The organism is Candidatus Limnocylindrales bacterium (assembly GCA_035571835.1).
Classification (GTDB): domain Bacteria; phylum Desulfobacterota; class Binatia; order UBA1149; family CAITLU01; genus DATNBU01.
Window position 1 is genome coordinate 44,773 of record DATNBU010000041.1, and the last position, 13,827, is coordinate 58,599.

Here is a 13,827-nt window from a genome sequence, read left to right on the forward strand (position 1 = left end):
TATTGAAAACGGTGTAAGTAGCTTCGCGCCGCAGCTGCCGGGTCGCAACCAGCCGACCGACCCTGGACGGGTCCGACCCGGAAACACGGCTGCTGGGGAGCGAACGCCATGTCCACCATCGACCATCAGGACCACTCGCAGTGGAACATCTACGGCGCCGGATTGGCCATACTCGCACTCGCCGCGTTTCTGACGGCTGCTGCAGCCGGAGTCTCGCTCGCCGCGAGCTCCGACGGCTACAGCGACGATGTGAGAACTACGCATATCCTCGCGTAACAGAGGATCGGGTCTGCTCGCACCTTTGCCCGCAGAACGCTTCTTCTCACGCCGCGCGCGCGGGCAGCATGCGTTCGGTATTGATCCGGAGCTGCCGGGACGGCCGTTCGCCTGGCGGGCACAACGAAAGCCGGCGAGCACGTTCGAAGCCGCCGGAGAGATGCTGGCGTTGACGCTGAGCGGACCGGCAGTCGCGCCGCCGAACGCAAACGAGAAACTGCCGCCGCAAAGCTTTGAGTCATTGTGATCGTTGGCCGGATCATCGCCGCCTCCGGTCCGCGCGCTTGTGCGGCTTCTGCAACTGCACCGCGTCGCAGAACTCCCTGAGCTCGTCCTGAAGCGGGCCCGGCCCGGCGAAACCCATGTCTGCGGCCGCGGCATCGATGTCTCCGAACTGATCCGACAACGCGGAGATGGTCTTGCCGTGACAGCTCGCTGTTCCCGGCGTTCCTGCGCCGGGAACAGTCTGGCCTGCCAGCGAGACGGTCATGTTGAACGTGTGAACCGGCGCTCCGCCGACGATGTCGGTTCCGATTCGCAGCCAGTCCGGTCGCAGAGCGGAGTTGCGGATCCACGCCTGCAGGTCGCCGAGGAACGTCGTGCCGGGCGATACGATCGGCTTCGGCGCCGACAGGAACAGGAAGTCGCCGCCGGTCACCTGAACTTCCGGGCGGAAGAAATAGTGTTCCGCCGGCAGCACGATCGGCGGCGTGAAGCGCATCGTGATTTGAACCGCTTTGCCGCTTGTCGGGCCGTCGCCGTTGGTCTGGTTCGCCGGTGCCGGATGAATCCCGTCCACGACGCTGTTCGCAGCGGCGAAGCTCGCCTCGAGCAGATCGACGTCAAACGCGAGCGTTCCCTCGGCCCCGTCGCGTGTCGCGCTGTCGATCTCGACATCCGACGGAGAGTTCACGCGCGACGGAACGGCGGTCGACGCAGGGACCGCCGAATCCCTCGGGAACACGTGATAGATCTCGATCTCGACGTCGCCGATATCTGCGACCGACGCTCCGTCGGGAATCAATCCGACGATCGTCGCCTCGGAGATCACCGTGGTTTCGCCCAGAAGAAAATCGTCGGCAGTTTCGGTTTCGAGTGTGCGGCTCGCGGCCGGCTGCGACAGCGCTGCGAGCAGGCCGTCGGCGTCGTTGGTGCTGAAGAAGAATGGATCTGCCCATGCCGGCGTCGCCGCCCCGGCGGGAACAAACGCAAGCAATGCGATGGCGCAGAATCTCCGGATTGTCGTGTGTGATCGATTCATGACGGTCTCCTCTTGGGTGATTGTTGTTGGGGAAGGCGGAAACGATTCCCGGTTCGAGTTCCGGCAGCGCTGCCTATCGACAACTACGAGTGGACGAACGGGAGGTTTCGCCTGGATCAAAGTCTTGCGCGCATTCACCGCCGCGTTTCATCATGAAGCCGCAGCGCGCAGCGTGGATGACGACGTGGCTGACGAAGGCGATCAGCGGTGCGAATGACAACGACGTCGTGCTCGTGACCGTTGCCGGTGCGCTGCTGCCTCGGCGTGGACGACAGCGCGAGAATGGAAAGATCGCGGTGACGACGACGTCGCCGCCATCACCGCGAAGGCAGGATCACGAAAGGGAAGGATTCGTCAGCGGCTTCGGACCGAGAGCAGTGCCTGTCCGAGCAGCGCACCGAGGCCGCCGAGAATGCCGAGCGGCAGCACGTGTCCGAGCAGCAGATGCGGCACCGAAGCGACCGGACACCACAGATCGAGCGGCACCCACGCGCACGCACCGCACGCCACGCCAATGACCGCGCCGTTGAGCGCGGGATGCGCCGGCGCGCTGCGGCGCACGGCAAGAAATGCGAGCAAGGGTCCGGCCGCGACCAGCATCGTCAGCGAAAGGCATCTCAGTCCCGGCCGCGCGGGCCACTGTGCCATCGGATCGCCGAATCCGAGGCTGCAGACGACCTTCCACGCGAACAGCGCGAGCGGAGTCAGTGCAATTGCGCCGACGAGCCAGGTGCGAGGCCGTCCGAGCATCGACCGCCCTCTGGAAAGTGCGAGCCATGTGGCGGTCAGCGCAATCGCGAGTGCGCCGCCGGCTGTCATCCCTACGAGCCAGACCGATCGCTCCACATCGTGCTGCGGTGCAATCTCGCCACCGAGCCTCACGAGTTGTCCCTGCGACGTGAACATCGCGAACACGACGAATGCGGCCAAACCGCTCGCGACCGCCAGCAGCCCGACAAGAATGTTGCGACGACGGACCGCCGCGCGCGTCGGCGAAGCCTCGGCCGCTACCGATTCCAGAACCCACGCTTTGAGATCCGCGCTCACAACGGGCCGCCTTCTTCGCGAAGCACCGCGCGCAGCGCCCGGTATGCGCGATGCGTTCTCAGCTTCACGGCGGGTATCGTCGTGCCGAGCAGCTCTGCTGCCCGTTTGAGACTCATCCCTTCCTCCTTGACGAGGCGGTACGCGGTGCGATGGCTCTCGGGCATGGCGTCGAGGCGCTGCTGTACGCGGTGCTCGACGCGATGTGCATCGAGCAGGTCGGCCGTAGACGCGGCGTCGGTCTGTCCGCCCGCAATCCGGTCGTCCTCGACGGAAGTGTCCACCAGGAAGCCGAGCTCGACGTTTCGACGCCGGGCGCTGTCGATCATCAGCCGCTTCGCGACGGCAAGCGCCCACGGCATGACCGGGGCACCGGGAATGAACGTGCCTCGCGCGCGATGAATCTGCAGAAATGTCTGTTGCATGAGGTCCTCGGCCGCGACGTCGTCACGCGTCGCCTTGCGCAAATATCCGATCAGGCGCGGTGCAATTGCGTCGTAGAGCTCCGCAAATGCAGCGTTGTCGCCGTTGGAGTAGCGCTCCATTGCTGCGTCGGCGCCTGCTGCGCGCGGGTTCGCCGCGGACTGCAATCGAGCCTCCTCCATGTCGGTAGTACGAACCGGGATCACACAGGTTTCTCCGTCACCCGATAAAATCGTGCAGGGCGCAACGTGAGAGGACTGGTTGAATCCGCGAAGCCGTCGTCGCGAGGAACACAGATCACGGAATTTCTTCAGGGTCGCGCCAGTCGCACACCGGCGACGTCGTCGTCTCGCGAACATTGAGCGGGAAAACGTGGAGAGCAAGCACGTCGGGGCGCGCAATGGTGGTCTGCGTGCGGGGAATAATCGTCCGCGCAGCCCCGACACGCGTCGAGCTCGCTGCGTTCGTGGCGATCAGAGATGCCAGCAGATCTCGTGATTACGGCGAGTTGCCGGAGAAGGTGTGACGAGTCGCATCGAGGGAGGCCGGATGGACGCGCTCCACGCTCAGGCCAGGGCTCCGGCTCAGTCGCGACGTCCCGGCCCGCTGGCCGACCGGAAGCGCGCGTCGAAAGTCTCCCTGGTGATCTCGTAGACGACATTGCTGAGCGTGACGCCGTTCAGCGTGCGAGGGGTGAGCCCTCCGCGCTGCACTCCGCCGATCTTCTGCATCGCCTGCTGTGAACGGTAGTTCGTCTCGCCGACCCAGAACACGACCGTATCGACGAACCGGAACGCGTGCTCGAGCATCAGTCCTTTCACTTCGCGGTTGTAGCTGCCGCCCCAGTACGCGATCGCAAGGAACGTCCAGCCGATCTCGATCTCGCGCGCTGCCGCGTCGAAGCCGTAGTAGCGGCTGGAGCCGATGATTGCGCCGGTGCCGTGGTCGACGAACGTGAACGCCGAGCCGCTTGCGAGCGCGCCGTCGAAGAACTCTCGAAAAACCGGCTCGGTGTAACGATCGCGGATCGGATGAAGCTCCCAGACTTTGGGATTGGACGCCGCACGGAACATGCCGTCCCAGTCGTCCGCACGGATCGGGCGAATCGTGATGCGCGGGCCGATCAGGGTCGGCTGGAGATCGATCGAGGTGTGCACGGCTGGGTTTTTAGCGAGTCAGGACCCGGATGGCCATCCGGGCATCTCAGGGAAAAGCGGCCGAGCGATACCGGACGTTGATCTGGAAGGCTGCTGGCCGTCGTCACTGTCCGCTTGCGAGCTTGCCGGGCTCATCGCCGGGCATCAGTGCAGCAGTCAGGATCTCGACGATTCGTTCCACGGAATCCTCCGCGCGAATGTCGAGCGGCGCACCGAAACGGACGACGAGGTCGACGTTGCGCTCCAGCAAGCGGAATCCTTTCCGGTCGAACGCCCGGTCGAAGCCGTCGACAAAGACCGGGACGACGACCGGATTGCAGTCTCGAATGATGCGAGCCGTGCCCTTTCGCACGGGCGCACCGCGCGTAGTCGTTCCCTGCGGAAACGTGATGAGCCAGCCGCGATCGAGTGCTTCGCGGACCTTCCGGATGTCGTCGACGTCCAATGGACGCTGAACGTCGCGATCGCCGTCTCGCCACGTGCGGCGGATGAGGACCGCTCCCGCGAAGTTGAATACCCGCGGCCAGAAGCCGCGCTCGTTAAGCGTCTCGAACGCCGCGACGAACCGCACGTTGAGGTTGTGGCGGAACCCGTCGATCGGCGAACATCTGGCGCTTGCGATCGCGCTGTGGATGCCGAGCACGTCCATGTAGTACGTCAGATGATTGGAGACGAAGAGGACGCCTTTCGCCGGCAGACCGACGAGGTTCTCGCGGCCCTCGGACCGCAGGCGATTGATGACGCCGAAGAGCAGCCACGCGTAAACGCCGAGAAGCACGAACACCAGTCGTTTCATCTTGGAATCCGGAACTGGCGCGAGGTTGCGGGAATCACGGTTTCAGCGTCTTCGGGGCAGGGGCCGGATGTGCTGTCGACGGCAGCGGGGATCTTATGTTCGCGCCGCATCCCACGCCATTCGCTCGCGACGATCTCGCGGCTCGCTCGATGGGTGCCCGCACGTGCCGTGAAATATCCGAGGCGGCGTCGAGTGCGAATCGCTCACGTGCACCAGCCGAGGAGATGCGGCAGACTCCGCATGAGCTGCGCAGCGCCTGACGTCAGGGGCCTCGGCGTGGTCAGCGCATCCCGAGGTCTCAGTCGCCGCGGCAGACGTTCCAACGTGTAGACGAGAATCGAATGACCCTGCTGCTGTCCATCTTCGCGTCCGACATCCTGCCGATCTTTGCGATCGCGGGGGTAGGATTCGTGCTTGCCCGTACGCTCGCGGCCAACGTCCGGACGCTATCGCACGTGGTCTTTTACGCACTGGTCCCATGCCTCGTCTTCAACCTGCTCGTCACGTCGGGGATGACGTCCGCAGAGTTCGGCCGGATGGCGCTGCTCAACGTGCTCGTCGTCGCATCGATGGCCGTGATTGCACGGGTGATCGCCGTGCCGCTCGGCCTGAGCCGGCCGGAGATGAGCGCGTTCATGCTCGTGGTGATGATCTCCAACGCCGGAAACTACGGGCTGCCGGTCGTGCTTTTCGCGTTCGGCCCGGACGCGCTCGCTCATGCCAGCGCATTTTTCGTGACCGGATCGCTGCTGACCTACACCGTCGGCGTATTCGTCGCGGCAAGCGGGCGCCGCAGCATGCAGCAGGCACTTGGCGGAGTTCTGCGAGTGCCGGCCATCTACGCCGTGGCTGCGGCAGCGCTCGTTCTCGCGACCGGGACCCGATTGCCGCTCGCGATCACGCGCCCGATCTCGATGCTCGGCGACGCGGCGATTCCGATGATGATTCTCGTGCTCGGCATGCAGCTCGAGCGCGCAACGCTGCCGGAGCGACCTGCCGTCGTCGCAGCAGCGGTGCTCGTCTCGCTCGTGATCGCGCCGCTCGTCGCGCTGAGCCTGACGGCTGCTCTCGGGGTGACCGGGCCTGCTCGCCAGGCTGCCGTGTGCCTCGCGTCGACGCCGGTTGCCGTGATCACGACGATTCTGTCGCTCGAGTTCGACGTCGCCCCTGCGTTCGTGACCAGCGCGGTGCTGGTGTCGACGCTCCTCAGTCCGTTTACGCTCACGCCGCTGATCGCTTATCTGCAGTCTGGTTGAATGGGGACGAACCTCAGTACGCGTCGGCCGTCACCTCGACCTTGTCGAAGCGGCTGGCCTTGAAGTCTTCCGGCGTGATCCAGAACTGGAAGACGCCCTCGCCGAAGTTGTGCCCAAGCCCCTGATTCGACGAGAGCTCGAGCAGCAGAAGGTGCGTCTGCGCGCGCTCCCACTGATTCCCCTGTACGTCGACCGGCGGCGCCAGCATTCGATCCGGGATATTTGCGTGAATGCCGGAATCGGTCTGGACGGCAAGCGCGTGGCGACCGCGGATACGATCGGCGATCTCGGACGGAACGCGCGCCGCCGCCCGCGCGGAGTGCGACAGCGAAGATTCGATCGATTGCGTCAGCGCGTCGACGAGCATGTAGCGCGTAAGCGACGGATGGCGGGCGATGAGCTCCCAGAACGCATCGCGGTCGGCGGCGGGAACTTCGTCGAATGCCGGCTGGGCGGCTGCGCGGTCGAACCATGACTGTGCTTCCGCGGAGATTTCCGTGAGGAGGGTAGCCTTCGCGCCACTGTCCATGTCGCGGAACGTGCCCATGTCGGGATACCGGCGCTGGCGATCGGCCTGCCGCACGAGCTCGGCGCTGCAGATCTGCAGCGCGCGCCAGTCGTGCGGAAAGGCTGCGAACGGACGCCGCACCGAAGTTCCGTCGATGACGTCCCTGACAGTCAGATAGTCGTAGCGGACCGGGTCGCCCTGCGCTTCGAGCAGCCGCTCTGCTGCGGCATCTCCCGGCCAGAGAGCGGGGTAGGGACCGTCGCCCTCATCCACTTCCTCGAGAACGCGTTCCGGCAATTCGATGACGATCGGATCGAACGTCCACTTCGGCAGCAGGATGGGACACTGCTCCAGTGACTGCGTCCAGCCCCAGTGAGAAGCCGCATGTTTGCCGAAAGCCGGACCGAGGTCGCCCGGAGGCGCGATGCTTTCCCAGTCGCCGGCAGGAGCGTCGGCATGAACAACACCGGCTTCGAAGATCTCCCACGACATGTCGAGAAAGAAGTAGAGCACGCCGCGACTCGGCAGCGCATCGAGACGGGCTGCTTCCGGCACGGCGGCGCAGTCGACCTGAAGGACGAAGTGCAAAGGCTGCCCCTGCGACTTCGGATTGTGCGAGCGCGGCCACGCGAAGCCGCGCGGAGCGAACGGCGCGCCACCGAAGAAGCTGCGCTCGGCGGGCTCGTGACGCGGAGGAAAGTGCTGGCGGAAGACGATGGCCTGCCGCGCTGCGGCGGCGATCATTTGAGCGGCCGGCTCGCTCAACGGCAGCGGACTATCCGCCGGTAACGGGCCTGCGGCTGGTTGCGGTGCTGCGGCGGGGCGCGACCCGGCGCCTGTTCGCGGCGCTGAGCCTGCCGGCGCTGTTCGCTCTCGGAACCTCGTCCAGCGCAGGATCGCGCCGGCCACGCTCACGGCGAGAGTGACGAAGAACAGGGCTTTCCTCGAGCCGAAGGGATCGATGTGGAGCCCGCCGAAGCCTTCGGCCACGGCCAGCGCGATGGTCTGGCCGAAGAGCAGAAGGAAGAACGCATTCAATGCGGCGAGAAATCGATTCATGCTGCCCGCGTTGCTGCGCGCACTATTAAGTTGCGCGCCGAGGCACGGCAACGCCGCGCTACGCGTGCCGGAGGCGAGCAGGGTGAGGAGCATCCCCAGCTTGATGTTGTTCCAACGCTCAGTCGCAGCTGAAGAAGACCGATGCGACCGCATAGTCGTCTTCGCTGGGATCCGTGTTGCCCGGCGTCGAGTCCACGTCCTGCTGATCGGCTGCGCTCACTTCGGCAGTGTGTAGCCGTTCGAGAGCATTCCGCTGCACGCAGGAGCGAGATTTCCGGCACGCGACGGCACTCGAAGCCGACCACACCTCATCGCAAAAACCAACATGGAACTGGCACGGAATCGCGCTCGCCAAGGAGTGTGCCGAAGTGCTAGGTTCGTGCATTCGTCCGGGAGGATTCCATGACACGTGCCGTTCCCGTCTTTCTCGCCGCCATCGCTTTGTTCGCCGCCTCTGCGCAGGCCAGCCCCGATCCGCTGACGACCTGCGGCAGCACCGTCGATCCGGCGGCAAAGAGCTGGCGCGTCTGTCTCGACGACGAATAGTTTTCTCAGACAGCTCGAATCTGGCGGGCGTTGCAGGTCGTACTGTCGACGCTCGGCGTTTCGGGAGATTTGTCGCATGAGCTTCTTGTTTCGAGTTTTCGAGCAACGGCGAAAACGTCGGGTTCTGCGCCGGATGGTTGCCGAGCTGCCCAGGCTGCTTGCTCAGAGATATGGAAATTCGGACAGCTACTCACGCGCGCAAGTTCGTAAAACTCTCGAGGCAGCCGGCTATCGCGGACGCTATGTGGAGTACGCCTACGCGCTTTGTTTGAACGCGGCAGATGCCGAGCGCGAGCTGGACAACCGGGTCGTCTCGGCGCGACTTCGCAAAGAGCTGGCAGATGAGTTCTTCGACGGCGACACCGACTTCACCATAAAGCTGCGAAGGCGAGGAGAGGTGGGCAACTCGGCCCACACGTCGATTCCCCTGACGGATCAGGCACTCGGCGCCCGAAACCACGGAATCACCGGCACTGCGGACGCCGACGTCCCTTAACAGCCCTGCAATTAAAGATTGCCGCGCGGCCCCGCTCTCTATTCAGGAAAAGAGACTGAATCACTTCGACGTTTGTCGAAAGTGACATTCATCATTGCGCAGACCAAGCCATGTCACTACGACGATAGCGCTTGCGCAAGGACGTCGAGTCGTCAGCCGGCAGGCATTCTGAAGTTACTATCGTTCCAGCGCTGCCGGCAAATCACGTTCGTGCGGCGACGCGGAATAGACTGCGCTAGCCGCCGGGATTGCCGACGAGAACGCCTGCGCTTCCAAAGGAGCGCGGGCGTTCTTATGTGCTACGCCGCCGCGCTGCGCTCGACTGAATTTGTTCTGCAAGATGTTCACCCCCGGAATCGGGGCTGCAGACTAAAATCGTTCGCATCGGCTCGGATTCGCAACGAATGGCGGTTTACAGAGCGGAGTCGGGTCCGCTATGAGCTTCGGCTCGCTGCCGCACGGTGCGATCAAGGCGAACGTTGCTGCGCCTTTCGTCGCACACCGCGAGCTCTGCGGAGGAGCATTTGATGAAATCTGTGTCGATCATTCTCTCGGGCGTCGTTCTCGCCAGCCTCCCGGCTGCGAAAGCGTTTGCCGCGTTCTCGGCTTCCGGCTGCCAGATCACCCAGGCCGAACCGGTCTGCGTGTGCGTCAGTGCCAAAGGAAAGCACGGAAAAACGTTCGAATGCGACGATCCGAAGCTCGGCCCGAAATGCACGGGAAAGGGCGGGGTGATCAAGCACCTTCTCGAAGGCGACGATCCGACCAATCCGCTGACGATCGTTTGCGGCGCGTCGAACGCCGCTTGCGACGGGCCGTTCACGTGCCCCGCGCCGGTGGACGGCGCGCACCAGACGATCTGCGGTCAGCTGTACGATCTCGAAGACAGCTCGAAATTCCAGGCGGCAGGCGCGACGGGCACAGCGTGCACCACGACGACCGTCGATGGCCCGTGCTCGCTCGACATCGTCGCGTACGATGCCGTGGGGTTCGGCACGAATCCGGCGACCGCGCCGGCGCTGACTTCGGGTGCGGTCTTCATCGACGACTGCGGTCGCTATCGCGTGCCGGACGTCGCGATCCCGTCCGGCGCGTTCATCGAGCTCGCGATCGATGACGCCGATGTCGCGAAGCACGGACCGACCGGATCGACGAACACCGTGACCGTCACAACGCCGAAGCAGGCCGGCGCCGCGACCCCGAACTTCGACGCCTGGGTCGCGTCCAAAGCGACGACCGACACGTGGGAACTCTCCGGCGCGCCGCCCGTCTCCGGCGGGCTGTTCGTCCCGATCTTCCACGCGATGATCTCGAAGACGAACCGCGACCTGCAGGACGGTGTGACGTTCACTGCCAGCGGCAGCCCGGTGCCGGCGCGCGACTCCTACTTCGTTGCGACCGAAGCCTCACGGGATACCATCGATCCCACCGCAAATTCGACCGGCATCAACGGAACAGTGCTCGTCACCGGCGCGTCGCTTAGCGACGGGCCGATCTACAGCGGAAGCGGCGGCGGCTTGTCGTCGAGCTGCGTGTGGGAAACGCACGGCGGAACGTCGCTCCCGTCGATCCTGTCCGTTCAGGACTTCCGGCCGCAGAACGCGGTCAGTGAGACGTGCGACCGGTAGTCTTTCTCGACCAGCCTGCCGGTGGCCTTCAGCCCCAGACCTGCGGCGACGGCGGAAAAACGACGCCGTCTTTGTAGACCATTGCGGGAGCTCGGTCCGTCCCGATCAGCAGCGGTGCATCGAGATCGGTGAAGCGGCTCGATTGCGCAAGGAGCATCGCCGGCGCCATCGCGAGCGATGTTCCGAGCATGCATCCGACCATCACGTCGAGCCCGGCGGCGCGCGCGTGATCGAGCATGCGCAGCGCCTCGGTCAGCCCGCCTGTCTTGTCCAGCTTGATGTTGACCACGTCGTAGAGGTCGGCCAGCCGGTCGGTGTCGTCAGCGGTGTGACACGATTCGTCGGCACCGATCGGAACTGATCGCGCCGCTCGCGGCAAGCGGGCGAGCTCGTCGTCACGCCCGGCCGGCAGCGGCTGTTCGATCAGCTCGACACGCGCGTCGATCATCGCGGGAAGGCATCGCTCGAGCTCGGCGAAACTCCAGCCTTCGTTCACGTCGACGATCAGCCGCTTGTCCGGTACGGCGTCGCGGATCGCGCGGATGCGAAGATCGTCGTCGCTTCCGCCGAGCTTGATCTTGAGCACGGGATAATGGCCGGCATCGCGTGCTGCTGCAGCCATGGCTTCGGGCGCGGCGACGCTGATCGTGAATACCGTTTCGACCGGCTGCCACTCGGGAAGATCGAGCAATTCCCAGATCGGCTTGCCGGCGCGCTTGGCCCGCAGGTCCCAAAGCGCGCAATCGACCGCGTTGCGCGCAGCGCCGGCGGAGGTGAGGTCGTGCAGCTTCGACCATTCTGCGCCGCCCCGCAGTGCGGCGAGCATTCCTTCGGCCCCGGCAAGCGCCTTCTCCATACTTTGCCCGAAGCGTCGGATCGGACACGCCTCGCCGCGTCCGATGCATTGGCCATCGTCGACCTCGACCACGAGCACGTCGGTCGTGTCGGCCCGGGCGCGGGAGATGACGAAAGGCTTCGCAAGCGGCCAGGTCTCGCGATACGCGCGAGCGTTTCTCAGTGTGAATGTGTCTTCGATCATCGCTCGGACCGGTTAAAACGCGGCCTCGGTCGCGCAACAGGTGACCTCGACATCCCGCCGTCGAAGATCGATAAACCGGCGACAGGACCCAGGCGCAGATGACACCGAAGCAATCGTTCATGCATGCGGAAGCGGCCGAATCCGGCGACGTCGCGGAGCGTCAGCTGGCGGAGCTTGCGCATGACATGCGCCTTCTGGGCGAGCGACTGCGGGCGATGGATCCGCCCGTCGTCATCACCTGTGCACGGGGAAGCTCCGATCATGCTGCCACGTTCGCAAAATATCTGATCGAGACCCGGGTCCGAACGCCGGTCGCCTCGTTTGCCCCGTCGACGTCGTCGCTCTACGCGACGCCGTGGCGCCATCTCGACGGCGCTCTGTTCCTCGCGATCTCCCAATCGGGCCGAAGCCCCGACATCGTCATCTCGGCACGCGCGGCCAGAGAGGCAGGCGCGTGTGTGATTGCGGTGGTCAACGATCGGGCGTCGCCGCTTTCGGAAGTCGCCGAGCTGACGATTCCGCTCCTGGCCGGTACCGAGCGAAGCGTGGCGGCCACCAAATCGTTCATCGCTTCGTTGCTCCTCATTGTGCATCTGGTGGCCACCTGGACGGAGGAGGAGGATCTCCGCCTCGCTCTTGCGGATGCGCCGCGCGTTCTGCGCAGCGCATGGGATCTGGATTGGTCGCCGGCTGTTGCTGCGTTGTCTGGGGCGAGCAGCGTGTTCGTCATCGGGCGCGGACTCACGCTGGCGATCGCGCAGGAAGCAGCGCTCAAGCTGAAGGAGACCTGCGGGATTCACGCCGAAGCGTTCAGCGCCGCCGAGGTGAAGCATGGTCCGATGGCGCTGGTCGGCCGGGGATTTCCGGTCGTGATGTTTCCGCCGGGCGATGAAGGTGCGGAGGATTTCGACGAGCTGGCGAACGATTTCGTCGGCCGCGGCGCGCGCGTGATCATGGCAGGGGCCGACACGCACGGGCACGGCCCGGCCGAAGGCGCGCTGATGCTGCCGGCACCTTCCGGCGCCGATCATCCGGTGCTGGCGGTGCTGTCGATGATTCAGAGTTTTTACGGTCTTGCCGCCGCGCTCAGTGTTGCGCGCGGGTTCGACCCGGACCGGCCGCCGCATCTGCAGAAGGTTACCGAGACGCGATGAGCGCGTTCGCACTTCATCCTTCGCGCGTGCTGACACCGGACGGGTTTCGCGAGGATTGCTGCGTCGTGGTGGACGATGGCCTTGTCGTTGATGTGCTCCCATCGCGCGAGTGCCCGCACGGTGTTCCGCGCAGAGCGCTCGACGGCGAGCTCGTGCCGGGCTTCATCGACCTGCAGGTGAACGGCGGCGGCGGAATACTGTTCAACGATCATCCGACCGTTGCCGGCATCGCGGCGATCGGGGAGGCGCACCGTCGATTCGGAACCACGGGGTTTCTGCCGACGCTGATCAGTGACGATCTCGAGGTCGTTCGCCGCGCGATCGAAGCGGTCGATGCGGCGATCGCCCAGGGCATTCCCGGCGTGCTCGGCATTCACATCGAGGGGCCTTTCCTGAACCCGTCCAGGAAGGGCGCTCACGATGCTTCGAAGTTCAAAGTTCTGGGTGCCGAGGCGATCGACCTCCTTTCTTCGCTGCATCGCGGCCGCACTCTGGTCACTCTCGCGCCGGAGGCGGCTCCGCCCGGCTCCATTCGTGCGCTCGTCGAGCGCGGCATCGTGGTTTCCGCCGGTCACACCGCCGCCTCTTATGACGAGATCCAACTCGCCATCGCCGAAGGGCTGAGCGGGTTTACTCATCTGTTCAACGCGATGCCGCAGCTCGGCAGCCGCGAGCCCGGGCCGGTCGGAGCCGCGCTCGAAAGCCGCGCGGCGTGGTGCGGGCTCATCGCGGACGGCCATCATGTGCACCCCGCGACGCTTCGCATCGCACTCGCGGCCAAAGGTGCGCAGCGTCTCGCGCTGGTGACGGACGCGATGCCTTCGGTCGGATCGGACGACAAGGAATTCGAGCTCGCGGGACAGCGTGTTTTTGTCGACGGCGGCCGCTGCGTTACCGCCGATGGCACGCTCGCTGGATCTCACCTGACGATGGCGGAGGCGGTTCGCAACGCCGAGCGACTGATGGGCGTCGATGCCGCGACTGCAGTGCGCATGGCGAGCAAGGTGCCGGCCGACATACTCGGGCTCTCGCACGAGCGCGGCGCGATCCGCAGCGGCCTGCGCGCGGATCTCGTGCTGCTCGATGCGGAGCGAAATGTCGTTGAGACATGGATCGGCGGGAGCGACGACTCGTCCATGAGATAACATCAGGCGTCGATCTCAGCGCCCGCCTGGTAGCCGATC

General features: G+C 65.0%; 14 protein-coding genes. 7 read left to right on the plus strand and 7 right to left on the minus strand.

Annotated elements, in window-relative coordinates:
- The first annotated feature begins 108 nt into the window (after positions 1–108).
- Complete coding sequence (locus VN634_19505) at positions 109–276, plus strand: hypothetical protein (protein HXC53083.1); 168 nt, start codon at positions 109–111, stop codon at positions 274–276.
- A gap of 259 nt (positions 277–535) precedes the next feature.
- Here the strand turns inward: VN634_19505 and VN634_19510 are convergent, their stop codons facing one another.
- The 5 genes from VN634_19510 to VN634_19530 form a co-directional block, all read right to left on the minus strand.
- Positions 536–1,537, minus strand: coding sequence for a hypothetical protein (locus VN634_19510; protein ID HXC53084.1), 1,002 nt, complete (start codon positions 1,535–1,537; stop codon positions 536–538).
- A 354-nt stretch (positions 1,538–1,891) separates the two neighbouring features.
- On the minus strand, positions 1,892–2,584 hold the full coding sequence (locus VN634_19515) for an NrsF family protein (protein ID HXC53085.1): 693 nt from the start codon (positions 2,582–2,584) through the stop codon (positions 1,892–1,894).
- On the minus strand, positions 2,581–3,171 hold the full coding sequence (locus tag VN634_19520) for an RNA polymerase sigma factor (protein ID HXC53086.1): 591 nt from the start codon (positions 3,169–3,171) through the stop codon (positions 2,581–2,583). Before VN634_19520 ends, VN634_19515 begins: the two co-directional genes overlap by 4 nt.
- 417 nt (positions 3,172–3,588) lie before the next feature.
- Positions 3,589–4,161 carry a GNAT family N-acetyltransferase gene (locus VN634_19525; protein ID HXC53087.1) on the minus strand — a complete coding sequence of 191 codons (573 nt, stop codon included), beginning with the start codon at positions 4,159–4,161 and terminating at the stop codon, positions 3,589–3,591.
- A 103-nt stretch (positions 4,162–4,264) separates the two neighbouring features.
- Complete coding sequence (locus VN634_19530) at positions 4,265–4,957, minus strand: lysophospholipid acyltransferase family protein (protein ID HXC53088.1); 693 nt, start codon at positions 4,955–4,957, stop codon at positions 4,265–4,267.
- Positions 4,958–5,298: 341 nt separating this feature from the next.
- On the opposite strand from VN634_19530, the gene VN634_19535 reads away from it, so the two are divergent.
- Positions 5,299–6,213, plus strand: coding sequence for an AEC family transporter (locus VN634_19535; GenBank protein ID HXC53089.1), 915 nt, complete (start codon positions 5,299–5,301; stop codon positions 6,211–6,213).
- A 13-nt stretch (positions 6,214–6,226) separates the two neighbouring features.
- Here VN634_19535 and VN634_19540 read toward each other — a convergent pair whose 3' ends face one another.
- Positions 6,227–7,780, minus strand: a complete 1,554-nt coding sequence (locus tag VN634_19540; protein ID HXC53090.1) for a DUF1963 domain-containing protein — start codon at positions 7,778–7,780, stop codon at positions 6,227–6,229.
- 402 nt (positions 7,781–8,182) lie between these two features.
- Here VN634_19540 and VN634_19545 point away from each other — a divergent pair, with 402 nt between their 5' ends.
- From VN634_19545 to VN634_19555, 3 genes are all read left to right on the plus strand, one after another.
- Positions 8,183–8,326: a hypothetical protein gene (locus VN634_19545; GenBank protein HXC53091.1), complete on the plus strand. Its 144-nt coding sequence runs from the start codon at positions 8,183–8,185 to the stop codon at positions 8,324–8,326.
- Positions 8,327–8,402: 76 nt separating this feature from the next.
- A complete protein-coding gene (locus VN634_19550; protein HXC53092.1) occupies positions 8,403–8,822 on the plus strand; it encodes a DUF6559 family protein in 420 nt (139 codons plus the stop codon).
- A gap of 527 nt (positions 8,823–9,349) precedes the next feature.
- Complete coding sequence (locus VN634_19555; GenBank protein ID HXC53093.1) at positions 9,350–10,450, plus strand: hypothetical protein; 1,101 nt, start codon at positions 9,350–9,352, stop codon at positions 10,448–10,450.
- A gap of 28 nt (positions 10,451–10,478) precedes the next feature.
- On the opposite strand, the gene dgcA is transcribed toward VN634_19555, so the two are convergent.
- Positions 10,479–11,489 carry an N-acetyl-D-Glu racemase DgcA gene (gene dgcA, locus VN634_19560; protein ID HXC53094.1) on the minus strand — a complete coding sequence of 337 codons (1,011 nt, stop codon included), beginning with the start codon at positions 11,487–11,489 and terminating at the stop codon, positions 10,479–10,481.
- 215 nt (positions 11,490–11,704) lie between these two features.
- Here dgcA and VN634_19565 point away from each other — a divergent pair, with 215 nt between their 5' ends.
- Together VN634_19565 and nagA are read left to right on the plus strand one after the other, a co-directional pair.
- Positions 11,705–12,643 carry an SIS domain-containing protein gene (locus VN634_19565; protein HXC53095.1) on the plus strand — a complete coding sequence of 313 codons (939 nt, stop codon included), beginning with the start codon at positions 11,705–11,707 and terminating at the stop codon, positions 12,641–12,643.
- The gene (nagA, locus tag VN634_19570; protein HXC53096.1) at positions 12,640–13,788 is read left to right on the plus strand and encodes an N-acetylglucosamine-6-phosphate deacetylase; all 1,149 of its coding nucleotides are present in this window, start codon (positions 12,640–12,642) and stop codon (positions 13,786–13,788) included. The genes VN634_19565 and nagA overlap by 4 nt, the downstream gene beginning before the upstream one ends.
- Positions 13,789–13,827 lie beyond the last annotated feature (39 nt).